The sequence below is a fragment of the Caulobacter sp. GW821-FHT10A06 genome, assembly GCF_059415805.1.
This window is the reverse complement of record NZ_JBWKNY010000004.1, coordinates 195043-218676: the sequence shown is the minus strand read 5'-3', so window position 1 is coordinate 218676 and position 23634 is coordinate 195043. Positions and strand designations below refer to the sequence as shown.

26 protein-coding genes are annotated in these 23634 nt (G+C 67.9%); 11 read left to right on the top strand and 15 right to left on the bottom strand.

The window, feature by feature from the left end; translation table 11 throughout:
• The first annotated feature begins 1 nt into the window (after position 1).
• The 3 genes from coaE (at position 2) to AC07NF_RS12490 (ending at position 1593) form a co-directional block, all read left to right on the top strand.
• Positions 2 to 601: a dephospho-CoA kinase gene (gene coaE, locus AC07NF_RS12500; RefSeq protein ID WP_494626280.1), complete on the top strand. Its 600-nt coding sequence runs from the start codon at positions 2 to 4 to the stop codon at positions 599 to 601.
• Between the two features lie 31 nt (positions 602 to 632).
• Positions 633 to 1343: a DNA polymerase III subunit epsilon gene (gene dnaQ / locus AC07NF_RS12495; protein ID WP_494626278.1), complete on the top strand. Its 711-nt coding sequence runs from the start codon at positions 633 to 635 to the stop codon at positions 1341 to 1343.
• 67 nt (positions 1344 to 1410) lie between these two features.
• Positions 1411 to 1593: a hypothetical protein gene (locus tag AC07NF_RS12490; protein WP_494626276.1), complete on the top strand. Its 183-nt coding sequence runs from the start codon at positions 1411 to 1413 to the stop codon at positions 1591 to 1593.
• On the opposite strand, the gene AC07NF_RS12485 is transcribed toward AC07NF_RS12490, so the two are convergent.
• Complete coding sequence (locus tag AC07NF_RS12485) at positions 1576 to 2412, bottom strand: helix-turn-helix transcriptional regulator (protein WP_494626274.1); 837 nt, start codon at positions 2410 to 2412, stop codon at positions 1576 to 1578. The two genes, AC07NF_RS12490 and AC07NF_RS12485, sit on opposite strands and share 18 nt — an antisense overlap.
• A gap of 94 nt (positions 2413 to 2506) precedes the next feature.
• On the opposite strand from AC07NF_RS12485, the gene AC07NF_RS12480 reads away from it, so the two are divergent.
• On the top strand, positions 2507 to 3376 hold the full coding sequence (locus AC07NF_RS12480) for an SDR family oxidoreductase (RefSeq protein WP_494626272.1): 870 nt from the start codon (positions 2507 to 2509) through the stop codon (positions 3374 to 3376).
• Here AC07NF_RS12480 and AC07NF_RS12475 read toward each other — a convergent pair.
• The 4 genes from AC07NF_RS12475 to AC07NF_RS12460 all read right to left on the bottom strand — a co-directional run bounded on the left by AC07NF_RS12475 (position 3373) and on the right by AC07NF_RS12460 (position 8679).
• Positions 3373 to 4179: an exodeoxyribonuclease III gene (locus AC07NF_RS12475; RefSeq protein ID WP_494626270.1), complete on the bottom strand. Its 807-nt coding sequence runs from the start codon at positions 4177 to 4179 to the stop codon at positions 3373 to 3375. The two genes, AC07NF_RS12480 and AC07NF_RS12475, sit on opposite strands and share 4 nt — an antisense overlap.
• A 286-nt stretch (positions 4180 to 4465) precedes the next feature.
• Positions 4466 to 5107: an outer-membrane lipoprotein carrier protein LolA gene (locus AC07NF_RS12470; protein WP_492816178.1), complete on the bottom strand. Its 642-nt coding sequence runs from the start codon at positions 5105 to 5107 to the stop codon at positions 4466 to 4468.
• 134 nt (positions 5108 to 5241) lie between these two features.
• Positions 5242 to 7722, bottom strand: coding sequence for an FtsK/SpoIIIE family DNA translocase (locus AC07NF_RS12465; RefSeq protein WP_494626268.1), 2481 nt, complete (start codon positions 7720 to 7722; stop codon positions 5242 to 5244).
• A 108-nt stretch (positions 7723 to 7830) separates the two neighbouring features.
• A complete protein-coding gene (locus AC07NF_RS12460) occupies positions 7831 to 8679 on the bottom strand; it encodes a glutamate racemase (protein ID WP_494626266.1) in 849 nt (282 codons plus the stop codon).
• A 122-nt stretch (positions 8680 to 8801) separates the two neighbouring features.
• Here AC07NF_RS12460 and AC07NF_RS12455 point away from each other — a divergent pair, with 122 nt between their 5' ends.
• The 4 genes from AC07NF_RS12455 to AC07NF_RS12440 all read left to right on the top strand — a co-directional run bounded on the left by AC07NF_RS12455 (position 8802) and on the right by AC07NF_RS12440 (position 13584).
• Positions 8802 to 10928, top strand: a complete 2127-nt coding sequence (locus AC07NF_RS12455; protein WP_494626264.1) for a M3 family metallopeptidase — start codon at positions 8802 to 8804, stop codon at positions 10926 to 10928.
• Positions 10929 to 11088: 160 nt separating this feature from the next.
• A complete protein-coding gene (locus AC07NF_RS12450; RefSeq protein WP_494626262.1) occupies positions 11089 to 12063 on the top strand; it encodes a TraB/GumN family protein in 975 nt (324 codons plus the stop codon).
• A 67-nt stretch (positions 12064 to 12130) separates the two neighbouring features.
• Positions 12131 to 12652 (top strand): SRPBCC family protein, encoded by a 522-nt coding sequence (locus tag AC07NF_RS12445; RefSeq protein ID WP_494626260.1) that lies wholly within the window; start codon positions 12131 to 12133, stop codon positions 12650 to 12652.
• A 98-nt stretch (positions 12653 to 12750) separates the two neighbouring features.
• Positions 12751 to 13584, top strand: coding sequence for a class I SAM-dependent methyltransferase (locus AC07NF_RS12440; protein ID WP_494626258.1), 834 nt, complete (start codon positions 12751 to 12753; stop codon positions 13582 to 13584).
• Between the two features lie 63 nt (positions 13585 to 13647).
• Here AC07NF_RS12440 and creS read toward each other — a convergent pair whose 3' ends face one another.
• Together creS and ahpD are read right to left on the bottom strand one after the other, a co-directional pair.
• Positions 13648 to 15021 carry a crescentin gene (gene creS, locus AC07NF_RS12435; RefSeq protein WP_492816191.1) on the bottom strand — a complete coding sequence of 458 codons (1374 nt, stop codon included), beginning with the start codon at positions 15019 to 15021 and terminating at the stop codon, positions 13648 to 13650.
• Positions 15022 to 15172: 151 nt separating this feature from the next.
• Complete coding sequence (ahpD, locus tag AC07NF_RS12430) at positions 15173 to 15718, bottom strand: alkylhydroperoxidase, AhpD family (RefSeq protein ID WP_494626255.1); 546 nt, start codon at positions 15716 to 15718, stop codon at positions 15173 to 15175.
• 233 nt (positions 15719 to 15951) lie between these two features.
• Here ahpD and AC07NF_RS12425 point away from each other — a divergent pair, with 233 nt between their 5' ends.
• The gene (locus tag AC07NF_RS12425) at positions 15952 to 16854 is read left to right on the top strand and encodes a hydrogen peroxide-inducible genes activator (protein ID WP_492816195.1); all 903 of its coding nucleotides are present in this window, start codon (positions 15952 to 15954) and stop codon (positions 16852 to 16854) included.
• Here AC07NF_RS12425 and AC07NF_RS12420 read toward each other — a convergent pair.
• From AC07NF_RS12420 to AC07NF_RS12395, 6 genes are read right to left on the bottom strand one after another with little or no spacing between them, the layout of a single operon-like run.
• On the bottom strand, positions 16851 to 17276 hold the full coding sequence (locus tag AC07NF_RS12420) for a hypothetical protein (RefSeq protein WP_494626253.1): 426 nt from the start codon (positions 17274 to 17276) through the stop codon (positions 16851 to 16853). The two genes, AC07NF_RS12425 and AC07NF_RS12420, sit on opposite strands and share 4 nt — an antisense overlap.
• A gap of 22 nt (positions 17277 to 17298) precedes the next feature.
• Positions 17299 to 18069 (bottom strand): ABC transporter ATP-binding protein, encoded by a 771-nt coding sequence (locus AC07NF_RS12415; protein ID WP_494626251.1) that lies wholly within the window; start codon positions 18067 to 18069, stop codon positions 17299 to 17301.
• Positions 18066 to 18878, bottom strand: a complete 813-nt coding sequence (locus tag AC07NF_RS12410; RefSeq protein WP_494626249.1) for an MlaE family ABC transporter permease — start codon at positions 18876 to 18878, stop codon at positions 18066 to 18068. The genes AC07NF_RS12415 and AC07NF_RS12410 overlap by 4 nt, the downstream gene beginning before the upstream one ends.
• Positions 18878 to 19387, bottom strand: a complete 510-nt coding sequence (gene mlaD / locus AC07NF_RS12405) for an outer membrane lipid asymmetry maintenance protein MlaD (protein WP_492816203.1) — start codon at positions 19385 to 19387, stop codon at positions 18878 to 18880. The genes AC07NF_RS12410 and mlaD overlap by 1 nt, the downstream gene beginning before the upstream one ends.
• A gap of 27 nt (positions 19388 to 19414) precedes the next feature.
• Positions 19415 to 20089 (bottom strand): MlaC/ttg2D family ABC transporter substrate-binding protein, encoded by a 675-nt coding sequence (locus tag AC07NF_RS12400; RefSeq protein ID WP_492816205.1) that lies wholly within the window; start codon positions 20087 to 20089, stop codon positions 19415 to 19417.
• Positions 20086 to 20967: an MlaA family lipoprotein gene (locus tag AC07NF_RS12395; protein WP_492816207.1), complete on the bottom strand. Its 882-nt coding sequence runs from the start codon at positions 20965 to 20967 to the stop codon at positions 20086 to 20088. Before AC07NF_RS12395 ends, AC07NF_RS12400 begins: the two co-directional genes overlap by 4 nt.
• A 261-nt stretch (positions 20968 to 21228) precedes the next feature.
• Between AC07NF_RS12395 and AC07NF_RS12390 the strand changes: the two genes are divergently transcribed.
• The gene (locus tag AC07NF_RS12390; RefSeq protein ID WP_494626245.1) at positions 21229 to 21807 is read left to right on the top strand and encodes a PadR family transcriptional regulator; all 579 of its coding nucleotides are present in this window, start codon (positions 21229 to 21231) and stop codon (positions 21805 to 21807) included.
• Positions 21808 to 21821: 14 nt separating this feature from the next.
• Entirely contained in the window at positions 21822 to 22157 is a 336-nt protein-coding gene (locus AC07NF_RS12385) for a DUF2218 domain-containing protein (RefSeq protein ID WP_494626243.1), read from the top strand.
• A 10-nt stretch (positions 22158 to 22167) separates the two neighbouring features.
• Here AC07NF_RS12385 and AC07NF_RS12380 read toward each other — a convergent pair whose 3' ends face one another.
• Both AC07NF_RS12380 and AC07NF_RS12375 read right to left on the bottom strand, forming a co-directional pair.
• On the bottom strand, positions 22168 to 22503 hold the full coding sequence (locus AC07NF_RS12380) for a hypothetical protein (protein ID WP_492816213.1): 336 nt from the start codon (positions 22501 to 22503) through the stop codon (positions 22168 to 22170).
• A 26-nt stretch (positions 22504 to 22529) separates the two neighbouring features.
• On the bottom strand, positions 22530 to 23615 hold the full coding sequence (locus AC07NF_RS12375) for a GNAT family N-acetyltransferase (RefSeq protein WP_494626241.1): 1086 nt from the start codon (positions 23613 to 23615) through the stop codon (positions 22530 to 22532).
• Positions 23616 to 23634 lie beyond the last annotated feature (19 nt).

Here is a 23634-nt window from a genome sequence, read left to right as displayed (position 1 = left end):
CATGCTGGTGCTGGGCCTGACCGGATCGATCGGCATGGGGAAGTCGACCACGTCGACGATGTTCCAGGCCGAGGGCGTGCCGGTCTACGATTCCGACGCGGCGGTGCATGCCCTCTACGCCACCGGCGGCGCGGCGGTCGCGCCGGTGGAGGCGGCGTTTCCGGGCGTAGTGGTGAACGGCGCGATCGACCGCGCCAAGCTCAGCGCCCAGGTGGTCGGCAATTCCGAGGCCCTGGCCAAGCTGGAGCAGATCGTCCACCCGCTGGTCGGCGCCCACCGCATCGGCTTCTTCGAGACCGCCCAGGCCGAGGGGCACGAGATCGTCGTCCTCGATATCCCGCTGCTGTTCGAGACCGGCGGCGAGAAGAAGGTCGACAAGGTGGTGGTGGTCTCGGCCCCTGCCGACGTCCAGCGCGCCCGCGTCCTGGCCCGGCCGGAGATGACGCCGGAAAAATTCGAGGCGATCCTGGCCCGCCAGACCCCCGACGCCGAAAAGCGCGCGCGCGCCGACTTCGTCATCGAGACCGGCCAAGGCCTTGAGCACGCCCATGCCCAGGTCCGCGACCTTCTGACTCTGTTGAGAACTCCCGGCTCCGCTTGAAGCGGCGCTCGAAGCGCTCCATTGAAGGGCCATGGCCCGGGAAATCATCCTCGACACCGAAACCACCGGCTTCGATCCGAAGACGGGCGACCGCCTGGTCGAAATCGGCTGCATCGAGGTGGTCGAGTTCATGCCGACCGGCCGCTCGTTCCACGAATATTGCGACCCGCTGCGCGACATGCCGGCCGAGGCCGAGAAGGTCCACGGCCTGTCGTCGGCCTTCCTGACCGGCAAGCCCAAGTTCCACGAGGTCGCCGACAAGTTCCTGGAGTTCGTCGGCGACAGCGTCGTCGTCGCTCACAACGCCGCCTTCGACCGCAGCTTCATCAATTTCGAGCTGGAAAAGTGCGGCCGCGCGCCGATCGCCGAGGAACGCTGGATCGACACCCTGGCCATGGCCAAGAAGCGCTTTCCGGGCATGTACAACTCGCTCGACGCGCTTTGTAAGCGATTCAAGATCAGCCTCGACAGCCGCGACAAGCACGGGGCGCTGATCGACTCGCACCTGCTGGCCGAGGTCTATCTGGAACTGCAGGGCGGCAAGGAACGCGCCCTGGAACTGACCCATGTCGAGGCCCTGTCGGTCTCGGCCGCGGTCCAGGGCTCGTACGGCGCCCGCCAGCGTCCCCTGCCCTTCCGCTCGACCGACGCCGAACGCGAAGTCCACGCCGCCTGGATCCGCAAGAACCTCAAGGACAAGGCATTGTGGATCACCCAGGGCGTCGTCGCGGCCGAGGGCTGAGGTTTCCCGCGCTCTTCTTTCGATTGAAAAACGGCGCTAGACTTCCTGATCCAAGGATCTTGTCGCCATGCGGAACAAGTACAGCTGGGGCCTCTACAACGATCCCCATGATCCACGTCTCATCGTTCCGAAGATGAACCCGATGATGGGCTGGACCCTGAACATCGCTCACCGCCAGGCGCGACGGGGCTTGGCGGCGATCGTGATCGTCTCGGTCGCCTGCATGGCGGCGTCAGCCTTTCTCCACTAGCGACCGCACCTGCTCCAGGTCCTCCGCTGTCGCCGGGTTGTAGACGATCATCGCCAGGTCCGGCCGGCCATCGACGCTGAACGCCGAATATTCGAACGCCACCGCGCCCAGCACCGGGTGGCGCAGGCGTTTGACGCCCTCGCCGTAGTGGCGGACGTCGTTGTCGGCCCACATCGTCGCGAAGTCGGGGCTGCGGGCGGTCAGTTCGGCGATCAGGGCCTGGACGCCTGCCTCGTTCCCCGCTCCGACCCGTGCGACGTCGGCGCGGAAGGCGGCGACCACGAAGCGGGCGACGCTGTCCCAGTCGGCGTTCATCGCCCGTGCGCGCGGATCGCAGAAGATTCGCCGCAGGATGTTGCGCTCCTCGACCGGCAGCTCGCCATAGTCGGCCAGCACCAGGGTCGCGGCGCGGTTCCAGGCGACGACGTCCCAGGTCGGGGTCTTGATCAGGGCCGGGCTGGGCGACAGGGCGTCCAGCACCCGTTGCAGGCGCGGGGTGACGCCCTGGGTCTCGCGGTAGCGGACGTCCGGGGCGCGGCCCAGGCCCAGCAGGAACAGGTGCTCGCGCTCGACCTCGGTCAGCATCAGGGCGCGGGCGATGCGGTCCAGCACGTCGGCTGAGGCCGCTCCGCCCCGGCCCTGTTCCAGCCAAGTGTACCAGGTGGCGCTGATGTGGGCGCGCTGGGCAACTTCCTCGCGGCGCAGGCCTGGCGTGCGGCGACGCGTATTCGAGAAGCCGAGCGCGGCGGCGTCCAGCTTGCTCCGGCGATCGCGCAGGAACGAACCCAGCGGGTTCTCGGTCGAGATCGGCGCGTTCATCCTGTTAGGCCTTATACCCGTATAAGTTCACGACTTTAACAGGATGATCCTAGCCCGCAGGATGTTCCACGTGAAATCCCGAAAGGCTTCTTCCATGCGTATTTTTGTCACCGGCGCTACCGGCTTCGTTGGCTCAGCCGTCGTCCCCGAACTACTGGCTCATGGTCACCAGGTCGTCGGTCTGGCTCGCTCGGACGCCGGCGCGGCGGCGCTCGAGGCAGTCGGCGCCGAGGTGGTGCGCGGCGTGCTTGAGGACAACGAGATCCTGACCCGTGCCGCTTCGGACGCCGACGGTGTGATCCACACCGCCTTCAACCACGACTTCTCGCGCTTCGCCGAGAACTGCCAGCTCGACCGCCAAGCGATCGAGGCGCTGGGCACAGGCTCGGTCGGTAAGCCGCTGTTGGTCACTTCAGGCACCGCTCGCCTGGCGCCGGGACGGCTGGCCCTGGAGACCGACATTCCGGCCGAGGGCGTCGACGGTTATCCGCGTCTGTCGGAAGCCACGGCCGCCGGCCTGATCGCCAAGGGCGTCAAGGCTTCGACCGTGCGCCTGGCGCCGTCGACCCATGGCGCCGGCGACCACGGCTTCGTGCCGATGCTGATCGACATCGCCCGCCGCACCGGCGTCTCGGCCTATCTCGACGCCGGCGAGAACCGCTGGTCGGGCGTGCACCGCCTGGACGCGGCCAAGGTCTATCGCCTGGCCATCGAGCGCGGCGTCGGCGGCGAGCGTTACCACGCGGTGGCCGAAGAGGGCGTGCCGTTCAAGGAGATCGCCGCCGCGATCGGCCGAGGCCTCGGCCTACCGGTCGAAAGCCGTCCTGCCGAACACTTCGGCTGGTTCGCGATGTTCGCCGGCATGGACGCGGCGACGTCCAGCGTCTGGACGCGCGAGACCCTGGGCTGGACGCCGACGGAGCCGGGGCTGCTCGCGGATATCGAAAGCGCCGGCTACTTCTAGACCTTCAGGTCCGCCGTCACCGGCGCGTGGTCGCTGGGGCGCTCCCACTCCCGGACCGTATCGTGGACGCGCGAGGACACCTTGCCGTCCACGATCGCCGCGTCGCGCAGGCCGGGGCTCGCGAGAATGTGGTCCAGGCGCAGGCCACGGTTGGACTTGCGGAAGTCGGCGGCGCGATAGCTCCACCAGCTGAAAAGCTTCTCGGGCTCGGGCGTCGCCAGGCGCGGCAGGTCCAGAAGATCCATCGACTTCATCATGGCGTCGAAGGCCTCGAGTTCGGCCGGCGTGTGGCTGACCACCTTCAGCATCTGGCGGTGGCTCCAGACGTCGTTCTCGCCGGGCGCGATGTTCAGGTCGCCGGTGACGATCAGCGGCGCCTTGGGGTCGCGCTTCTTCAGGGCGGCGGTCAGGGTCTCGTAGAAATCCAGCTTGTGGTCGAACTTCGGATTGCCGATCCGGTCGGGCGTGTCGCCGCCGGCCGGGATGTAGAAGTTCTGGATGTCGACCCCGGCCACCTTGACCGCCACGCAGCGGGCATGGCCTTCGCGGCAGTTCATCAGGGTCGGGACATCCTCGAACGGCAGGCGCGAGGCGATGGCTACCCCGTGCCAGCCCTTCTGGCCGGCGATCTTCAGATGCTTCAGGCCCATGGCCTCGAAGGCCTCGCGCGGAAACTCGCCCTCCTGGCACTTGATCTCCTGCATGCACAGGACATCGGGAGCCTGCTCGTCGACGAAACGGGCGGCCTGCTCGGCGCGGAGGCGGACGGAATTGACGTTCCAGGTGGCGATACGGAGGCGCATGGCCTCGCTCTAAAGCTCCGGAACAGGAAACGCCAGCCTGTCAGGACGAGCCCCCGGCCAGCGGCCGGTCACTTAAAAGAAAAACGCCCCGGGCGCTCGTAGCGCCCGGGGACGAAAGTCTAGTCTCTCATGCCGCCGCCGGGAGGGGATAGGATCCGGCACGGTTCGCGAAGAGCGGGTCGGTCGCTCATCGCCATGCGTGTTAAATATGCCACGTCAAAACTTTTAGTCAACCCCGAAGCGGGTTGATTCTTGCCTGTTGTGGTAATGTCACATTCACGACTAACTACGGCTTGCCGACCTTGCGGCGCGGGTCGGTCAGGACGAACAGCGCCGGGTCCAACTCGCCGGTCTCGGCGAAGTCGCTGAGCCGCACGCGGATCGTGCCGCCCTTGATGTCGGTGACCGTCCAGCCCATCAGCGCCACCGGCGCGTTGGAGAAGTCGATCGAGATCCGGCCCAGCGCCTGGCGGCGGGCGTCCTGGGCTACGATCGTGAAGCCGTCGGCCAGCGGGCGGATGTCGGTGATGATCACGCCGCGATCCAGGCGGACCTCGCGGGCCAGCAATAGGTTCAGGGGCGTCTTGCTGAGCGGATAGCTCTGGAAGGTCTTCAGCCGGCTGTCGAAGATGTTGACGTTGTTGCCGTTGCTGACGACCAGCAGGCCAGCCGGCGGGTCATAGGCGAACCGCGCCTTGCCCGGACGCTGCATATAGAGCGTGCCTTGCGTCTGGGTGCCGCGCGCGTCGGTCTGCACGAAGCGGCCCTTGGCCGACGACAGGCCCTGGATATAGGCGGTGGCCTTGTCCAGCATGGCCTGCTGCTCGACGGTCAGCTTTGCGGGCACGGGCTTGGCCTGCTGGGCGAAAGCCGGGGAAGCGATGGCGGCGGCCAGGCCGGCCGCGAGAAGGAAACGGCGATTGGTCATTCGGACTCCTTAGCGCCAACCTTGGCCGCCGCGAAGGCCGCCGCGAGGCCATTTTCCGGCGCTCCGATGAAGCGCCGTTCAGGTTGGGCCCATTTGCTAGAGCGTCAGGAACGCGCCCAAACAGCCAAGGTTTCCTACATCGGCGGAGGCGGAGGGGCCAGGATCTCGCGCTTGCCGGCGTGGTTGGCGGCGCCGACGACGCCTTCCTTCTCCATCCGCTCCATCAGCGAGGCGGCGCGGTTGTAGCCGATCTGCAGGCGGCGCTGGATGTAGCTGGTCGAGGCCTTGCGGTCGCGGGTGACCACAGCCACGGCGTGGTCGTAGAGGTCGTTGGCCCCGCCCTCGCCCGAGAACGCGCCTTCGACGGCCTCTTCCTGCTCCTCGTCGCCGCCGGCGGTGACTTCCTCCAGGTACTGCGGGATGCCCTGGTCGCGCAGGAACTTGGCCACGGCCTCGACCTCGCCGTCGCTGACGAACGGGCCGTGCAGGCGAGTGATGCGGCCGCCGCCGGCCATGTAGAGCATATCACCCTGGCCCAGCAGCTGCTCGGCGCCCTGCTCGCCCAGGATGGTGCGGGCGTCGATCTTGCTGGTGACCTGGAAGCTGATCCGGGTCGGGAAGTTGGCCTTGATGGTGCCGGTGATGACGTCGACCGACGGGCGCTGGGTGGCCATGATCAGGTGGATGCCGGCGGCGCGGGCCATCTGGGCCAGGCGCTGCACGGCGCCTTCGATGTCCTTGCCGGCCACCATCATCAGGTCGGCGACCTCGTCGATGACCACGACCAGATAGGGCATGGCCTCGGGACGGATCTGTTCGGTCTCGTAGATCGGACGGCCGGCGTCGTCGAAGCCCGTCTGCACGGTGCGCTCGAAGTGTTCGCCCTTGGCGGCAGCCTCGTTGGCCTTCTCGTTATAGCCGCCGATGTTGCGCACGCCGATCTTGGACATGCGGCGATAGCGGTCTTCCATCTCGCGAACGGTCCACTTCAGGGCCACGACGGCCTTCTTGGGATCGGTCACGACGGGCGCCAGGAGGTGCGGGATGCCGTCATAGACCGACAGTTCCAGCATCTTGGGATCGACCATGATGAAGCGGCACTTCTCGGGCGGCAGCTTGTACAGGATCGACAGGATCATCGCGTTCACGCCGACCGACTTACCCGAACCGGTCGTACCGGCGATCAGCAGGTGAGGCATCTTGGCCAGGTCGGCGATATAGGGCTCGCCGCCGATGGTCTCGCCCAGCGCCATGGGCAGGATCTGGCTGGCCTTCTCATAGTCGGCGCTGCTCAGCAGGTCGCGCAGATAGACCGTCTCGCGCTTGGAGTTCGGCATTTCGATGCCGATGGCGTTGCGGCCCTGGGCCACCGCCACGCGGCACGAGATCACGCTCATCGAGCGGGCGATGTCGTCGGCCAGGGCCACGACGCGGGCGGTCTTCACGCCCGGAGCCGGCACCAGCTCGTACATCGTGACCACGGGGCCGGGACGGATCTGGTCGATCTGGCCCTTGACGCCGAACTCGGCCAGCACGCTTTCCAGCAGGCGGGCGTTCTGGCGCAGCGAGCCGGCGTCGACTTCCGACGAGCGCGGCTTGGCCTTGGCCAGCATGGCCAGTTCCGGCAGCTGGAAGCCGGCGTCTTCCTCGAAGTCGAAGGCCTTCTGCTGTTCACGGGCTTCGCGGCCGGATTCCTTGGGCGCGGTCTTGGGCTTGGCGATAGCCATCGGACGCGCGTCGAGCATGTCCTCGAACTCGTCCTCGTCGTCCTGGGGCGGCGGCGGGGTGTAGGCGCGCTCGGGCGAGCTGATGGCGGTCGGCGCGGCGACGATCGCGTCGTCGTCATCATCGATCGGCGGCAGGCGGCCGGGGCGCTCACGCTTGGGCGCGGCTTCGGCCTTTTCCTTTCGGACGCGGGCCGGCTTGGCGACCGGGGCCGGCGCGGGTTCCGGCTCGGCGCGGACGCGCGGCTGCAGGGCGTTGCTGACGGCGGTGTGGATGGCGTCGGGATCGACCTCGCGCACGCCGATGGCGAAACCCAGAGCGACGATGGCGGCAATCGCGAACAGGATGGCCGAGATGATGGTCGCGCCGGGAATGTGGGCGAAGCCCAGAATGCCGGCCACCCCGTGCAGCAGCGCGTCACCCCAGAAACCGCCCAGGCCCTTCTCCAGCTGCCAGATCGCCGGCGGCGGGGGAGCGGCGAGCACGGCCGACAAGGCCAGCAGGCCCAGGGCGCCGACGACCGCGCGCTGGCGCAGGTCCTTGCGCTCGGCGTCCGGGTCGGCCTGAGCCACGCGGGTGACGCCGAACACCAGCATCAGCAGGGCGACGCCCCAGGCCGACAGGCCGAGAGATTGCATAAGCAGGTCGGAGATCATCGCGCCGAGGCCGCCCAGCGCATTGCGCGCCGGCTCGCCGGTGGCGGCGTTAAAGCTGGGATCGGTGGCGTTGTAGGTGGCGATGGCCAGCAGCAGGACCGCCCCGATCACGGTGACGACCCCGCCCCGGAACCGGGCCGTCCAGGGCTGGACCCAGCCGTAACGGAACGCATCCCACAGGAGCTCCGTCGTGGATCGCCGCGCGGCTCGCGCCATGAAAGTCTCCGAACTCAACTTCGTATCTCGGGCCCCGCCGAAACGGAGCGAACCGAGATGTTGTGCCCGAAGAGCGTTAAGAGGCGTTTACGGCGTTTGTCAGGAAATGATTCAGAATGTCGCGGATCAGGCGGGATCGAAGCTGACCGGCCCGCCCCAGAACCCTTGCACCAGGCCGTTCTGCGGTCCCGGCGTCCCAGTGGTGAGGAACACGCGCCCGCCGCCCGTGCCTGTCGCGTATTCCGGATGACGCTCCAGATAGAGCTCCAGCGCGTCGGCCGTGGCTTCGGGCTGCTGGATCAGCGGCGTTCCCGCTGGCAAGGCGGCGCGGAAGATGTCGGCGATGATCTCGTAGTGGGTGCAGCCCAGCACCACGCGGTCGGGGAAACGACCGATGCGGGTCTTCAAGGCCTGGACGTGGCCTTCGACGGCCTTGGCCAGGTCGACGGCGCTGGCGTCGCCCTCGATCAGCGGCACCAGCTCGGGGCAGGCCTCGGAGAACACCGCCAGGTCCTGCTTGCGCTTGTCGATCTCGATCTCGTAGACGCGCGAGCGCACCGTGGCCTGGGTGGCGAAGACGCCCAGGATGTCCAGCGCCTGGACTTTCTCGCCGCGCCGCTCGGCCTCGTGCTCCCACGGCAGGCCGGTGGCCTTTTCGATGGTCGGCACGATGATGCCCAGGATGTTGACCGGCCGGCCGATCTCCTTGCGGTAGCCGGGCAGCCAGGTCTGCTGCAGGCGGCGCAGGGCGATGGCCGAGGCGGTGTTGCAGGCCAGGACGACCAGGCTGGCGCCCCGATCGAACAGGCGGATGCAGCCGGCCTTGGTCAGCGCGACGATCTCCTCGCCGGTGCGCACGCCATAGGGCGCGTTGGCCTGGTCGGCCAGATAAGTGAAGTCCGCCTGCGGCAGACGCTGCACGAGGGCGCGGTGGACCGAGAGGCCGCCCACGCCGGAGTCGAAGACGCCGATCATGACCAAAGCTGTAGCCGCCAAAATGGGTGTCGTCCACGTGATGACAAAGGTTACGGTCCTGTCATGTGACGTGATCAGGGGGTTGCCCTAGGGTCGGTCCAAACCTCCACCGGAGACACTCCGTGCAACGTCGTACGTTTCTAGCTTCGGCCGCCGCAACTGGCGCGGCCGCAGCCCTCAATCCGAGCTTCGCCATGGCCCAGGCTACCAATCCGCTTCTCCAGAAATGGACGGGCCCATACGGCGGCGTACCGGCCTTCGACAAGGTCAAGGTCGCCGACTTCAAGCCGGCCCTGGAAGCGGCCATGGCCAAGAACCTGGCCGAGATCGACGCCATCACGGCCAACAAGGCCGCGCCGACCTTCGAGAACACCATCGCCGCCCTGGAAGATTCCGGCCGGTCGCTGGGCGATATCGGCACGTTCTACGGCATCTGGGGCTCGAACATGAGCACCCCGGAATTCCAGGCCGTGGAAGAGGTCATGGATCCGGCCCTGTCGGCCCACAGCGACAAGATCAACCAGAACGCCGCGCTCTTCGCCCGCATCGAGGCGGTCTACAATTCGCCGGCCAAGGCCAAGCTGACGCCGGAACAGCAGCGCGTGCTGTGGATCTACTACACCAACTTCGTGCGCTCGGGCGCCAAGCTCTCGCCCGCCGCCAAGACCCGGGTCGGGGCGATCAACACCGAGCTGGCCAGCCTGTACACCAAGTTCAGCCAGAACCTGCTGGCCGACGAGAACACCTGGATCGAGCTCAGCGACGCCGACCTGGCCGGTCTGCCCGAGGGCCTGAAGGCCGCCGCCGCCTCGAACGCCACGGCCCGCAAGCTGCCGGGCAAGTTCGTGATCGTGAACACCCGCTCCAGCGTCGACCCGTTCCTGACCGAGAGCCCCGTGCGCGGCGCCCGTGAGAAGGTCTGGCGCGCCTTCGTCAACCGCGGCGACAACGGCGGCGCGACCGACAACAACCTGATCATCTCCAAGATCCTGAAGCTGCGCGTCGAGCGCGCCAAGCTGCTGGACTACAAGACCCACGCCCACTGGCGCCTCGAGAACGCCATGGCCAAGACGCCCGAAAACGCCATGGCGCTGATGGAAGCCGTCTGGCAGCCGGCCATCGCCCAGGTCGCCATCGACGTGGCCGACATGCAGGCGATCATCGACAAGGAGAACGGCGGCTTCAAGCTGGAGCCGTGGGACTACCGCTTCTATGCCGAGAAGGTCCGCCTGGCGAAGTACGCCCTCGATATGAACGAGGTGAAGCCCTACCTGCAGCTGGACAAGCTGCGCGAGGGCATGTTCTGGGCCTCGGGCCAGCTGTACGGCTTCCAGTTCAAGAAGCTGGAAGGCATCCCCGTCTATCACGAGGACATTACCGTCTATGAGGTGACCCGCGCCGGCAAGCACGTGGGCCTGTGGTACTTCGACCCCTATGCCCGTCCCGGCAAGCGCTCGGGCGCCTGGATGAACGCCTACCGCACGCAAGAGCGGTTCAAGGGCGAGATCACCACGATCGTCTCGAACAACTCCAACTTCATCAAGGGCAAGCCCGGCGAGCCCCTGCTGATCTCGTGGGACGACGCCACCACCCTGTTCCACGAGTTCGGCCACGCCATCCACGGCCTGAACGCCAACGCCACCTATCCGTCGGTGTCGGGCACCAACGTGGCCCGCGACTATGTCGAGTTCCCCAGCCAGCTGAACGAGCACTGGCTGCCGACCAAGGAAGTGCTGAACCAGTTCGCCCTGCACTATCAGACCGGCAAGCCGATCCCGCAGGCCCTGGTCGACAAGATCGAGGCGGCCGGCAAGTTCGGCGAAGGCTTTGGCACCACCGAGTACCTGGCCTCGGCGCTGATCGACATGAAGCTGCACCTGGCCGGCGACGTCGACATCGATCCGGACAAGTTCGAGCGTGAAGAGCTCGCCAAGCTGAACATGCCCAAGGAGATCGTCATGCGGCACCGCACGCCGCAGTTCGGTCACGTGTTCTCGGGCGACGGCTATTCGGCCGGCTACTACAGCTACCTGTGGTCCGACACCCTGACCGCGGACGCGGCCGAGGCCTTCGCCGAAGCCCCCGGCGGCTTCTACGACAAGGCCGTCGCCAAGCGCCTGCACGACGACATCATGTCGAAGGGCAACACCGTCGATCCCGTCGACCAGTTCCGCGCCTTCCGCGGCCGTGACGTCAAGATCGGCGCCCTGATGCGCAAGCGCGGCTTCCCGGTTCCGCCGGGGGCTTGATGAATGTCCCCTCTCCCCTTGTGGGAGAGGGTGGCCACCGAAGGTGGTCGGGTGAGGGGTTTCTCGGCGCGTCCGGCGCGACCCCTCATCCGTCAGCTCCGCTGACACCTTCTCCCACAAGGGGAGAAGGACTAGATGACTTCAGGGGGCTGAAGGAGTTTTGATGGTCGCGTCCGCCGCTTTGGCCCTGTCCCTGCTGCTTGCCGGTCAAACCACCCCACCCCCGCCGACGGTCGATCTGGGCGCCGCCCCGGCGCCGGACGAGAGCGCGGTGGTCGCCGAGCTGACCGTGGTGGCCAAGCCGCCCGGCCCGGCTGTCTGGCTGGTCGAGAAGGACGGCGCCAAGCTGTACGTCCTGGGCTCGGCCCAGCCCCTGCCCCACTCTCTCAAATGGTCAAGCCCGCGTCTTGAGAAGGCCTTGGCCAAGTCCGACCTCGTTCTGGTCCCGCCCCAGGCCTCGGTCGGCGTCACCCAGATCGCCGGTTTCATCCTCAAGTTCGGCGGCGGCCTGCGCCAGCCGATGGGCAAGAATCTCGAAGACCAGCTGCCGCCGGACCTGAAGGCGCGCTTCGTCGAGTCCCGCAACCAGGCTCGCAAGAGCGCCGGCGACTACAAGAACTGGAAGCCGGCCGTGGCGGGGTTCCTGCTGCTGTCGGACTTCCGCCAGGCGGCAGGTCTGTCCGAAGCCAAGCCGATCAGCACGATCGAGCGCATGGCCAAGGCCCGCAAGCTGAAGGTCAAGGCCGTCGGCCAGTACCGGATGAGCGCGGTGACGACGATCGCTTCCAAGCTCTCGCCCGACGACCAGCTCTATTGCCTGAAGGTGGCCCTGGACGAGATCGCCTATGACGGCGCCCATTCCACCACCATCGGCCGCGACTGGGCCGAGGGCGATCTAGCCTCGGTGCGCGCCCGCTATCGCGAAAGCGCCGCCCAGCGCTGCCTGCTGCGCGCGCCCGGCGGCGCGGCCTTGCTGGACAAGGGCGTGGCCCAGACCGCCGACGCCATGACCGAGGCCCTCAAGCGTCCCGGTGTCACCGTGGCGGTGGTGGATCTGGGCTTCCTGCTCCCGGCTAACGGCGTGCTGGACCGGCTGAAGGCGGGCGGCGCGACGGTCAGTTCGCCGGTCGAGTAGCCCAATAGGCGTCATTGACGCTTCGCCTCCCCTGCCCTCACCTTCGGACAAGGCTGGGGAGAACGCCATGAAGACCAAGATGATCGCCGCCCTGGCGCTGCTGGCCGCCGCCGGCGCGGCGCGGGCCGAGGTGACCGACGCCGGCCCGACCGGCTTCCATGTCAAGCACGAGGTCGTGGTCGCCGCTCCGGCCAGCACGGTCTGGGCCACCCTGGTGACGCCGTCGAAATGGTGGGCCTCGGCGCACACCTGGTCGGGCTCGGCCGCCAACCTGTCGTTGGGCGCGGCCTCGGGCGGCTGTTTCTGCGAACGCCTGCCCAATGGCGGCTCGGTGCTCCATGCGACCACGATCTATGCCGCGCCAGGCCAGAAGCTCGTGCTGTCCGGCGCTCTGGGGCCGATGCAGAGCTCCGGCGCGACCGGGGCGCTGACCTTCCTGCTGGCCGAGAAGGATGGGCAAACGACCGTGACGGTCACCTACGACGTTGGCGGCTACTTCCGAGGCGGCATCGACAAGATCGCCGGACCGGTGGACGGGGTGCTGGGGCAGCAGGTCCAGGGCCTGAAACGGGCAGTGGAGACCCGCTAGCCCGGCCTTTCTTCGCGCAATGTAAAGGTGGGTTGCTGGCCGCGCTCAGGCTGAGATAGATCGCTCTTGGTGGTCGCTCAATCCTGGGTAAGCGTACGATGTTGAAGAGCGTGGCCAGCCTGTTGCCGCCCGCGGTGCGTCGCGCGGCGTCGGGCGCCTATCTCGATGTCGTCGGCCTGCCCGGCCGGATCCGGGATCCGTCCCGTTGGCGAGAGCCGTGGCAGGCTCTGCACAATGTCGGCGGCGGCGATTTCGAGCGTGCGGGGCAGGAAACCCTCGGCTTCCTGATCGACCATGCGGGGCTGACCCCCGCCATGCGGGTTCTGGACATCGGCTGCGGCACGGGTCGGGTGGCCGCCCCCCTGCTGAGCTATCTGGAGCCAGAGGCGGGCTATATCGGCTTCGACGTGTCGCGCGCGGCGATCCGGACCTGCCGGCGGCGGTTCCACCGATCGGACTTTGGCTTCGTCCACGTGGATGTCCGCAACTGCGAGTACCGGGCGTCCGGCGCCATCGCCGAGACGGCGCTGCGGTTTCCGGCGGCGACGGGCACGACGGACATCGCCATGGCCATGTCAGTCTTCAGCCACATGCGGCTGGAGTCGATCCGTCACTATCTGGAAGAGACCTGGCGGGTCCTCAAGCCGGGCGGCCGGTTCATGTTCACCGCCTTCGCCCTGACGCCCGATCGCGTGACGGCGATTCAGGCGGGCCAATCGGCGCTGGCGTTCAAGTCCTGGCAGGCCGGAGCCATGGTCGTGGATCCGCGCTCGCCCGAGCGGGCTATCGCCCATCCGCAGGAAGCGCTCGAGGCGGCGGTGCGCGCGGCTGGGTTCGACCTGCCCGCCGGCGTCATCCACGGCGGCTGGCTGCCGCCCCGGCAATATGCCGGCGGCCAGGATCTGTTCGTGGCGGTCAAGCCGGACCCCTAGACGCAAGAACGCCCGCGAACCGAAAGCTCGCGGGCGTCTTTACGTTCAGGTCGGTGAGACGGATCAGGCGCTTTCGGCGACGCCTTCGTCCGAGGCGCCCAGCAGGGCCATCTGCAGGCGCGAGCGGTCGCGGCGGGCCGCTTCCAGGGCGCCTTCGGCCAGAGCGGCCTCCGAGGTGAGGCGTTCGATCGTGGCCTGCAGCTCGGCGACCTTCTCCTCGTGTTCGCGACGGATCTGGTCTTGGGCTTCCTGCATGCTGTCCAGGCGCGCCCGCAGTTGCTGGGCCCGCTCCTCGGCGCGCTTCATGGCCTTGTCCTGGGCGATGGCGCCCTTGGCCAGCTGGTCGGCGCGCTCGATCGCGGTGGCGCGGGCGGTGTCGACGCCGGCGTGGCGCTGACGCAGGCCGTCCGAGTCTTCCTCCAGCGTGCGGATGCGATCCAGGGCGCGTTCCAGGGCGACGTTGAGGTCGCCGGCGCGGCGCTCGACGGCCTTCTGATGCGCCGAGGATTCGGCCAGACGGGCCGAGATCTGGCCGTTCATCTCTTCCAGCTTGTCGGCGCGACCGGTGGCGGTCTCCAGACGGGTCTGCAGGGCCGAGATCTCGGCGCGCGAGGCCTCGACCTGGCTTTCCAGACCACGGATGGTGCGGCCGCTGTCGGTCTGGTGAGCGTGCAGGGCGTTCTCGATCGCCTGGACGCGCGCACGTTCGGCGGCGATCTGGGCCTCGAGGTCGGTCTCGATGCGCGACAGGCGGGCTACATCCAGGCCGGCCTGGTCGACGCGCTTCTTCAGGGTCGCGGATTCTTCGCCCAGCAGGGCGTTGTCCTGGTTGGCGCGGGCCAGGGCGGCCTCGGCGTCGCCGCGACGGGTATCGATGTCCTGGGCCTGGGTGCGCAGGCCGTCGACGTCCTGCACCAGGTGCTCGATGCGGGCGGTGGCGTCACGCAGGCTGGCGTCAAGGCTGGAGACCTTCAGATCCGACTGCAGCAGGGCGTTGCGCAGGCGGTCGATCTCGAGGGCGTTGTCTTCCAGCGCCGCGTCCTGGGTCTGGCGGCGAGCGTCGGATTCGCCAAGCGCGGTCTCGGCGGCGGACAGGCGGGCGCTGACGTCGCGCTCCTCGGCCTGAATCTGGGCGACCACGCGCTGGGCCTGGTCGTAGTTGGCGCGCAGGGCGATCAGCTCGGCGTGCTCAGCGCGACGGGCTTCGAACTCCTGGCCGACGGGGCCGCGGATCTCGGCGATCAGCGGCTCGATGGCCTTCAGGTGCTCCATGACCCGGCCGATGCTGTCGAGGCCACCGTGGATGGTCTCGTAGCGTTGGCCGATGGCCTGGGTGGATTCGATCTGGTGCTGCACGGTCTCGGTCCGGGTGTCCTCACCCAGAACGATCGGCTTGCCGTTCTTGTTCTCGCGCGAATTCTTCGACAGCAGTCTCATCTAGCCCACCTTCGCCCCGTGCGAGCCCGCCGCGACCTGAACGTCGCGCTTGCGGAAACCGCGAATCTCTTACCCAGAGGTTAACAACTTAGTTTACGGACAAGATGAATGTCGAGGGGCGGACACCGCGACCGGGCGTCGCGGACCCCCTTCAAACGCCCGAAAATGGGGGATGATCCACAGTTTCGGCCGCCAGGACCCGGGCGACGGCGTTCACCACGGCGCCGATTCGCAAGGCGGCCTGGATCTGGACGGGCTCCACGCCCCGTCGGCGCAGCTCCGCTTCGTGGCTGTCGAGGCATGCGCCGCAGCCGTTGATCGCCGACACCGCCATGCAGCAGAGCTCGTAGGCCGTCGAATGATCACGGCTGAAGCGCAGGCGCGAGGGCAGGTGCTCGTATTCCGGTGCGGTCATCAGGTGGACGGCGCGGAAATAGACATTGGTCATGGCCATGGTCGCCGCCGCCGTCCTTGCCTCCTCGAAGGCTTCCGGCGTCAGGCCCGCCTCGCGCGCGGCGGCGGTGACGGCCTTCAGGGTCTCGGGCTCGCCGACCGCGCAGGCGCTGGCGACGAAGCAGCTCCACTTGGCCGTCTCGTCCAAGACGGTCTCGTCGGCCAGGACTTCCAGGTTGCGGGCCATGGCGTGGGCGTAGGCGGGCAGCTGGGCGCGCAGGACCTCGATCGACGCGATCGACATGGGGGGACGCTCCGAGTTGGGAGACGTCGATTATCACTGCTGAAGGGGTTAGTCCCGGTCCGCGCCAGCTGGGCTGGGGAGGGTTGGCGCGAACCGGGATCGGCGGGGATGTTTCGACGCCGGGTGGGGGAGACACGCCGGAACATCACCGTGAGATGGGGATACGCCTCGGCCTCGAACTTATCCAATCGATAGTTTTTGGAAGTTCGATAGAAGCGACCTATATAGCCTTCATGCTTCTCCCGACCCTTCGCCAGCTGCAATATCTGAAGCTCCTGTCGGAGCACGGCTCGTTCAGTCGCGCCGCCGAGAGCGCCTATGTCACCCAGCCCACCCTGTCGGCCGGGATCCAGGAGCTGGAGAAGATCCTGGGCGCGCCGGTGGTCGACCGGGCCCGCTCGGGCGTGATCCTGACCGCCGCCGGCCAGGAGGCCGTGCGCCGGGCCGAGGACATCCTCGCTCGCACCGAGGACCTGGTGCAGGCCGCGCGCGGCGCCGGCCAGCCGCTGGCGGGCCGCTTCCGCCTTGGGGTGATCCCGACGGTGGCGCCCTACCTGCTGCCCCGCGCCCTGCCCGTGCTGCGCGACCGCTTCCCCAAGCTGAAGCTGTTCCTGCGGGAAGACCTCACCAACCGCCTGATCACGGCGCTGAAGACCGGCGCGCTGGACGCGGCCCTGATCGCCCTGCCCTACGACATGTCCGGCCTGGACTGGGCCCATGTCGAGGATGACGAGCTGCTGGCCGCCGCGCCGGCCAACCATCCGATGGCGGCCTCGACCCGGGTCGACCCCGACACCCTGCGCGGTGACGACCTGATCCTGCTGGAAGACGGCCACTGTCTGCGCGACCACGCCCTGGCCGCCTGCGGTCTGGAGCCGCCCAAGGGCGTGGGCGACGAGGAAACCTTCGCGGCCACCTCGCTGCCGACCCTGGTGCAGATGATCGGCTCGGGCCTGGGCGTGTCGTTCCTGCCGGCCATGGCGGTGCAGGCGGGCCTGACGGAGAAGACCGCCCTCACCATTCGCCCGCTGGCCACCGCCCATCCCAGCCGCGAGATCGTCGTGGCCTGGCGTGCGGGGTCGAGCCGGGGCGTTGAGGGTAAACTTCTGGCCGAAACCCTGCAGGTGGCGGCTTAGCGCCCGGCCAGCTTGGCGCGGGCGGCCTGGTCGACCTTGTCCAGGCCCCTCAGGACGTCGTCTTCGTGTTCCAGCATGTGGTTGAAGGCGCGCAGATCACCCAGGTCGATCTTGCGGATCGTCTTGCTGCGCGACCACTCCACGCCGATCAGCTCGCCGACGCGGCAGGCCTTGGCCAAGACCGCCGGGCGCTGGGCCGCCGGGCCGCGGCTCAGCAGGGTGGTGACCATATTGTTCCAGTTGGGCTGGCCCGGGATGCAGCGCGGGATCTGCGGATCGCAGCCGCCCGTCCAGAACCGCTTGTACCAGAGCGCGTGGTTGGCGGTGTCGTAGCGCGGCGCGACCGGGGCCAGGTGGCCCTGGCAGTCGCCACGCACGAACGATTGAGCCTGTGCGCCCGCTCCGAAAAGCAGGCCCGCCATGAGGAAAAGAGCGCTGGCCGCCCTAGACCGCATGCGAGATCGGACCCTCGGCGCGGCCTCGGACGAACTGGGTGACATAGGGGTTGTCGGTGGTGCGCAGCTCGGCGGCCGGACCGCGCCAGATGATCTTGCCGTCGTGCAGCATGGCGATCTCGTCGCCGATCGTCTGGGCCGAGGCCAGGTCATGGGTGATCGACACGGCGGTCGAGCCCAGGCGACGCACCTGGTTGGAGATCAGCTCGTTGATCGCCGCCGCCGTGATCGGGTCCAGGCCCGTGGTCGGCTCGTCGAAGAACAGGATCTCGGGCTGGGCGACGACGGCGCGGGCCAGGCCGGCGCGCTTCTGCATGCCGCCCGACAGTTCGGACGGGAAGCGGTCGGCGACGGCCGGGGCCAGGCGCACCTGCTCCAGGGCCTCGATGGCGCGGTCCTTGGCTTCCTTGCGCGGCACGCCGTCGGCGTTGATCAGGCGGAAGGCGACGTTTTCCCAGATGGTCAGGCTGTCGAACAGGGCCGCGCCCTGGAACAGCACGCCCACGCGCGAGAACAGCTTGCGGCGGGCGCTTTCCGACAGGCCGACGGTATTCTTGCCATCCAGCTCGATCTTGCCGGCGTCCGGGCGCATCAGGCCGAGAGCCGTCTTGATGGTCACCGACTTGCCCTGGCCCGAGCCGCCGATGATCACCAGCGACTTGCCCGGCGCGACCGACAGGTCCAGGCCGTCCAGGACCGTGCGGTCCTCGAAGCGCTTGGTCACGCCCTTCCAGGCGAGCTTGGGAATCGCGTCGGTCATTTGGCCGCGTGGGTGAAGAAGGTGGTCAGGAGATAGTCGGAGGCGAAGATCAGGATGGCCGAGGAGACCACCGCATGGGTGGTGGCCCGGCCGACGCCCCGCGCGCCGCCCTTGGCGTTGTAGCCGTGATAGCAGCCCATCAGCGCCACGATGAAGCCGAACACCGCCGCCTTGATCAGGCCCGACAGGATGTCCCAGCCCTGCAGGAAGTCGATGGTGTTGCGGATGTAGACGGCCGAGCTGAAGTCCAGGACGCGCGTGGCGACCAGCCAGCCGCCTGAGACGCCGATGGTGTCGGCCACGGCGGTTAGCAGGGGCAGCATCAGCACGCCGGCCAGCAGGCGCGGGCCGACCAGGTAGCGGAACGGATCGGTCGACAGGGTGCGCATGGCGTCGATCTGCTCGGTCGCGCGCATGGCCCCGATCTCGGCGGCGATGGCGGCCGAGACCCGGCCGGCCAGCATCAGGGCGGCCAGCACGGGGCCGAGCTCGCGCGTGATGCCCAGGGCCACGATCTGCGGCATCACCTGCTCGGCGTTGAAGCGCCCGCCGCCGGTGTAGATGTTCAAGGCCAGGGCCGCGCCGGTGAAGATGGCGGTCAGGCCCACCACCGGCAGCGAGAAGAAGCCGATCGCCACGAACTGGCGCCACAGCTGGCCCAGGAACCACGGCGGGCTGAGGGCGGCGGCGGTTCCACGCACGGCGAAGACGCCCACGCCGCCGACCATGCGGACGGCGGACAGGGCCGACCGGCCCAGCGCCTGGATCGGGTGTCTGGCGACCTTCCGGGCCGCCTCGGCCGCGGTCATCAGTAGCTCTCGGCCGGTTGCGTCGCCGGGGCAGGGGCCGCCGGAGCGGCCGCGTCACCACCGCCTTGCGGACGGATCACCGAGCCGATCAGGCCGAACAGGTCGACCGCGCCTTGGGTGTTCTCGATCTGGCCGCCCGGCTTCAGGTCCTCCAGCGAGGCGCCCGGGGCGATCGAGATGTGGGCGCCGCCCAGGATGCCGTCGCTGGTGATCTTGGCGGTCGAGTCGGCCGGCAGCTTGACGGTCGGGTCGATGCTCAGCTTGGCGACGGCCAGGTAGGTCTTCGGCTCCAGCGTGATCTCCGAGACCGTGCCGACCTTGACGCCGGCCACGGCCACCGCCGCGCCGGGCGCCAGCGAACCGGCCTCACCGAACTTGGCGCTGATCTCATAGTCGCCACGCTTCATGTGGACGCCGCCCACGCTCAGCGAATAGGTCAAGAAACCCGCCGCCAGGGCGAGGACGACGACGCCCATGGCCGTCTCGGCCCATTGTTCGCGCAAAGCCATATCCCCTTACGTTAGCCCCGACCGCGCTTAGCGCTTGCCGCCGGAAGAGCCCGAGCCGCTCTTCTGGAGTTGATTGATCAGAACATCGATGTTGCCGCCGGCATTGTCGATGGTCGACACGAAGTCCTGCTGCTGGGTGATGGCCAGCCAGATGCCCTTGAACTGGACGTCGACGACCTTCCAGTTCTGGCCCGAGCCCAGCACGCGCCACGAGACCGGCAGCGGCGAGCTGATCTGGCCGCCCGAGATCGTGGTGTTGACGATCACGTCGCCGGGCTTGCGGACGACCGAGCCGGTCACCTTCAGCTGCTCGCCGCGATAGTCGTCGATGCGCGACTGGTAGACGTTCTCGGCGTAGGTGCGGAACACCGGCGTGAAGCGGGCGCGCTGGTCCGGCGAGATCGTGCGGGCGTACTTGCCCAGCACGAAGTTGGTGATGCGCGGCACGTCGGCCAGCTCGTCCACCGCCTGGTGGAAGACCTGCTTCTTCTGCGCGTCGCTCATGCCCTTGTTGGCCAGGACGGTGATGACGCGCTGGGCCTTGGTCTGGACAAAGGCCTCGGCGCCCGGGTCACGGGCGTTCTGAGCCAGGGCCGGGCTGGCTGCGGCGAAGCTGGCGGCCCCGAAGAAAGCCAAAAGCGCGGCGTTGGCGCCGCGCCGGGTGGTGAGGGTGTTTTTCATGTGACTACCGGGAAGGGTCATGGTTTGGGCGCCGCCGTTTGGGGGGAGGGGGGCGGCGCATCGAAATCGGGCAGGTCCTCGGCTTTGCCAGTGGCTTCGCGGACAATGGCGTCGCGATACTGGCTGTAGGCCGAGCGGGTGGTGACATAAGGATCGGCGGCGTCTTCCAGCGCATGGAAGGCCGGATCGGTATCGGCGCGCAGGTCGACGATGGTGACGCCCGTGCGGGCCTTGCCAAAGTCGGTGCTGAGGCCGCCGACATACAGCGAGACCGGGTCGGTGACGAAATCCAGGGCGCGGCCGACGCCGTCGCGGACGTTCAGCGGGCCCATGCCGGGCACGTAGAGATAGGCGCCGGGTCCCGCGCCCCAGACGCCGAACGTCTGGCCGAAGTCGGCGCCGCGCGGCGGCAGGTGCATCTTGGCGGCCACGTCGAACAGGCCCAGCACGCCGACCGTCGAATTGACGATGAAGCGGGTGGTCGACCGCATGGCGCGCTTGGGCTTGCCCTGCAGCACGTGGTTCATGATCGTGTTGGGCTCGCCCAGATTATAGACCGCGTTGCTGACGCCGGTGCGCACGACCTTGGGCGTGACGGCGATGTAGCCATGGGCGATCGGCGAGAAGATGGCCTTGTCCAGGCCCATGCCAAGCTTGAACGAGCCGCGGTTGAAGCCTTCGATCGGATCGTAGACGGCGGCTGCGGTGGTCGAGTCCGCACTGGCGGCCGAAGCGGGCACGGTGGGGATCTGGTCCTCGGCGCGGGCGGCCGGCGCGAGCGCCAGCAGACCGGCGGCCGCGATCGCCCCGGCGGCGATGAAACGCCCTCCGTGGTTCGTCAAACGCGGGCTTTGGTCCAGTTCGCGCAACCTGCTGCTCCTGCTTCTGTTACGCGGCATGTATTCACGCCGCTTTCCGTATCAAGATTGAAACCGACTATTTCCAGTCACGCTTCTGTCGTGTTGCACGGAAGTCGCGCTTCCGGGCTACCCAACCCAAGGGGGTGGCGGCCTTAAGGCGCTTTTGTCTTGCACGCTAGTGACGTCGAAACGCGTCAGCAGCAACGCGACATAATCAGATATATCGAAAATAGCTCTTGACGGTCGACCAATCCGATATATCTATCATTTCGATATAACGGAATAGGATCTAAAACACACATGTTTGGACGACACCATCATCATCATCGCGGCCGCTGGGGCCATGGCGACGAGCATCACGGCCGGCATCCGTTCGGCTTTCACGGCGATCACCGTGGCGGTCCGCGTGGCCGGGGCGGCCGCATGGGCCGGTTCTTCGACCACGGCGACCTGCGCTTCGTGGTGCTCAAATTGATCGCCGAGAAGCCCAGCCACGGCTACGAACTGATCAAGGCCATCGAGACGGCGGCCGGCGGCGCCTACAGCCCCAGCCCGGGTGTGGTCTATCCGACCCTGACCCTGCTGGAAGAGCTGGGCTATGTCACCGCCAGCGACGCCGGCGGCGGCAAGAAGCTCTACACGATCACGCCCGAGGGCGAGGCCTTCCTGGCCAGCAACGACGCTCCGGTCCGCTCGCTGTTCGAGCGCATGGCCGAGGCCGCCCAGGCCAGCGCGGCCTTCTCGCCGCAGATCCTGCGGGCCCGCGAGAACGTCAAGACGGCGCTGCGCCTGAAGCTCCACGGCCAGCTCACCCCCGAGCAGATCGCCGCGGTCGCCAAGGTCCTGGACGACGCCGCCCAGGCGATCGAAGCCATCTAGAAAGAGGGACGGCCATGGAAAGCCACGCCCGCGTCGCCACCGAAAAGGCGGCGCGCTACATGATCCAGCTGGCCAAGCACTGGAGCCACAAGTTCGAGGTCACCTATGACGAGACCTCGGCCTTCTTCCCGCTGCCGGCCGGCAACTGCCGGATGACGGCCCATCCGGATGGTCTCGACATCACCGTCGAGGCCGCCGACCTGGAGGGCCTGGCCCGCCTTGAAGACGTGGTCGCCAAGCACCTGGACCGCTTCGCGTTCCGGGAAGGCGAACTGCAATACGGCTGGACCCGCGCCTGGGCGGCGGGGGCGGTGGATCCGCGCGCCATGCGGATCAATGCGGTGCATTGAGCACGCCCTCTCAGCGTTTCGGCCGCCAGGTTCCAATGATCCGTGTCACGGCCGCCGCTCGGCGGTCCTTGTCCGACAGGCGCTGGATCACCCACGTCATGCAGATCAGCAGAAGGCTGGCCCAGAAGGCGATCAAGCCAACATGGAGCCAGAACTGGCCGGGGCTGTCGGCGAGTTCCACCCACGCGCCGCGATGTCCGCGGACGGCGTGACGGATGGCGGCCTCGTAGAGCCACCAAACGAATAGAGCCAGGGCGGCCAGACCCGTCGCGAGCGCCAGGCAAAGCGCTGCCGTCGCGCCTAGCCGTTCAAGCCGGGTGGGTGTGGGCTCGAGCTTTTCGTTCATCACGAGGTGACCTTGCGGCCGGGCGCTTAGTGCAGGCCGCGCAGCAGGTCGATGCGGCGCATGGCCTTGCCGGGGATCTCGGAGATGCGGCCCAGCGGCAGGGACTCGGCCAGGCTGCGCACGCCATAAACGGCGTGGCGCACCAGGGTCGGGACCGAGGGCGAGCCCAGGAAGCCGAACACCACGGTCTGGCGGGCGTTGGAAAGCTCGCGCTTGAAGCGGTAGTCGCCGGTGCCCAGGTCCAGGCGCGTATAGCCCGTGCCGTCCATGCTCTTCAGGATGTCCTGGAACAGCATCAGGCCCGGCGAATAACGTTCCAGGTCTGGATTGTGAGCGATCAGCCAGCCGTGGATCGTGTGCTCGCCGCGCAGGTGCAGGTGCACGGCGGCCAGGCGCTCGCCCAGATGCAGGGTGTAGAGTCCGCCGCCGAACGCTTCGTCGCGCATGGCGAACAGGTCGTCGAGCAGCTTGTTGACCCACGGGGCCTTGAAGAGGTCGGTCTGGTGGGTCAGCAGCAGCTGCACGCGCTTCCAGGCGATCAGTTGGTCGAAGGCCGCGCGGCTGTCGGACATGGCGGTGAAGCGGCAGGGGCCCACCTCGCGCTCGGCCTTGCGGCGTTTCTTGTCGATGTCCTTGAGCACGCCGATGTTGGCGGCTTTGCGCTCGGCGGCATAGGCCTCGTAGCCGTCGGGCATCTCGACGACCCAGCTGTCGGCCCGGCCGCGCGCATGGCGGCCCAGGGTCTCGTCGTCGGCCATCATGTGGCAGAAGTCGATGCGCACCGCGCCCAGGGCGGTCAGCAGGTCGCGCGGATCCATGGCCGCGCCCGGCGCCGAGACCAGGGCCTGATAGTCGCACATCGGTGCGCCGACCGGCATGGCCACCTCTTGCCGAACGCGCGCCGGCAGGAAGGCCAGGGCCTGGCCGTCGGGGCCGCGCTCGATGGCGACCCTCACTTCCGAACCCTTGTCACCTTGGGCCTTGGCCACGGCCAGGACCCACTGGGGCGAGAGGAATGGCGAGTCCAGTCGCGTCTGGCCACGCTGCAGCTCGACCCACCGTGCGATGTCGGCAGGCATGAGATCCAGGGCTTTGACGACTTCGATAGGCAAGGAACGGCGTCCCGACGGG

What these genes read in the sequence shown, in the direction of transcription:
- coaE (WP_494626280.1), top strand. Translation starts at nt 2, where the DNA reads ATGCTGGTGCTGGGCCTGACCGGATCGATCGGCATGGGGAAGTCGACC.
- dnaQ (WP_494626278.1), top strand. Translation starts at nt 633, where the DNA reads ATGGCCCGGGAAATCATCCTCGACACCGAAACCACCGGCTTCGATCCG.
- AC07NF_RS12490 (WP_494626276.1), top strand. Translation starts at nt 1,411, where the DNA reads ATGCGGAACAAGTACAGCTGGGGCCTCTACAACGATCCCCATGATCCA.
- AC07NF_RS12485 (WP_494626274.1), bottom strand. Translation starts at nt 2,412, where the DNA reads ATGAACGCGCCGATCTCGACCGAGAACCCGCTGGGTTCGTTCCTGCGC.
- AC07NF_RS12480 (WP_494626272.1), top strand. Translation starts at nt 2,507, where the DNA reads ATGCGTATTTTTGTCACCGGCGCTACCGGCTTCGTTGGCTCAGCCGTC.
- AC07NF_RS12475 (WP_494626270.1), bottom strand. Translation starts at nt 4,179, where the DNA reads ATGCGCCTCCGTATCGCCACCTGGAACGTCAATTCCGTCCGCCTCCGC.
- AC07NF_RS12470 (WP_492816178.1), bottom strand. Translation starts at nt 5,107, where the DNA reads ATGACCAATCGCCGTTTCCTTCTCGCGGCCGGCCTGGCCGCCGCCATC.
- AC07NF_RS12460 (WP_494626266.1), bottom strand. Translation starts at nt 8,679, where the DNA reads ATGATCGGCGTCTTCGACTCCGGCGTGGGCGGCCTCTCGGTCCACCGC.
- AC07NF_RS12445 (WP_494626260.1), top strand. Translation starts at nt 12,131, where the DNA reads ATGAAGACCAAGATGATCGCCGCCCTGGCGCTGCTGGCCGCCGCCGGC.
- AC07NF_RS12440 (WP_494626258.1), top strand. Translation starts at nt 12,751, where the DNA reads ATGTTGAAGAGCGTGGCCAGCCTGTTGCCGCCCGCGGTGCGTCGCGCG.
- creS (WP_492816191.1), bottom strand. Translation starts at nt 15,021, where the DNA reads ATGAGACTGCTGTCGAAGAATTCGCGCGAGAACAAGAACGGCAAGCCG.
- ahpD (WP_494626255.1), bottom strand. Translation starts at nt 15,718, where the DNA reads ATGTCGATCGCGTCGATCGAGGTCCTGCGCGCCCAGCTGCCCGCCTAC.
- AC07NF_RS12425 (WP_492816195.1), top strand. Translation starts at nt 15,952, where the DNA reads ATGCTTCTCCCGACCCTTCGCCAGCTGCAATATCTGAAGCTCCTGTCG.
- AC07NF_RS12420 (WP_494626253.1), bottom strand. Translation starts at nt 17,276, where the DNA reads ATGGCGGGCCTGCTTTTCGGAGCGGGCGCACAGGCTCAATCGTTCGTG.
- AC07NF_RS12415 (WP_494626251.1), bottom strand. Translation starts at nt 18,069, where the DNA reads ATGACCGACGCGATTCCCAAGCTCGCCTGGAAGGGCGTGACCAAGCGC.
- AC07NF_RS12410 (WP_494626249.1), bottom strand. Translation starts at nt 18,878, where the DNA reads ATGACCGCGGCCGAGGCGGCCCGGAAGGTCGCCAGACACCCGATCCAG.
- mlaD (WP_492816203.1), bottom strand. Translation starts at nt 19,387, where the DNA reads ATGGCTTTGCGCGAACAATGGGCCGAGACGGCCATGGGCGTCGTCGTC.
- AC07NF_RS12400 (WP_492816205.1), bottom strand. Translation starts at nt 20,089, where the DNA reads ATGACCCTTCCCGGTAGTCACATGAAAAACACCCTCACCACCCGGCGC.
- AC07NF_RS12395 (WP_492816207.1), bottom strand. Translation starts at nt 20,967, where the DNA reads ATGCCGCGTAACAGAAGCAGGAGCAGCAGGTTGCGCGAACTGGACCAA.
- AC07NF_RS12390 (WP_494626245.1), top strand. Translation starts at nt 21,229, where the DNA reads ATGTTTGGACGACACCATCATCATCATCGCGGCCGCTGGGGCCATGGC.
- AC07NF_RS12385 (WP_494626243.1), top strand. Translation starts at nt 21,822, where the DNA reads ATGGAAAGCCACGCCCGCGTCGCCACCGAAAAGGCGGCGCGCTACATG.
- AC07NF_RS12380 (WP_492816213.1), bottom strand. Translation starts at nt 22,503, where the DNA reads ATGAACGAAAAGCTCGAGCCCACACCCACCCGGCTTGAACGGCTAGGC.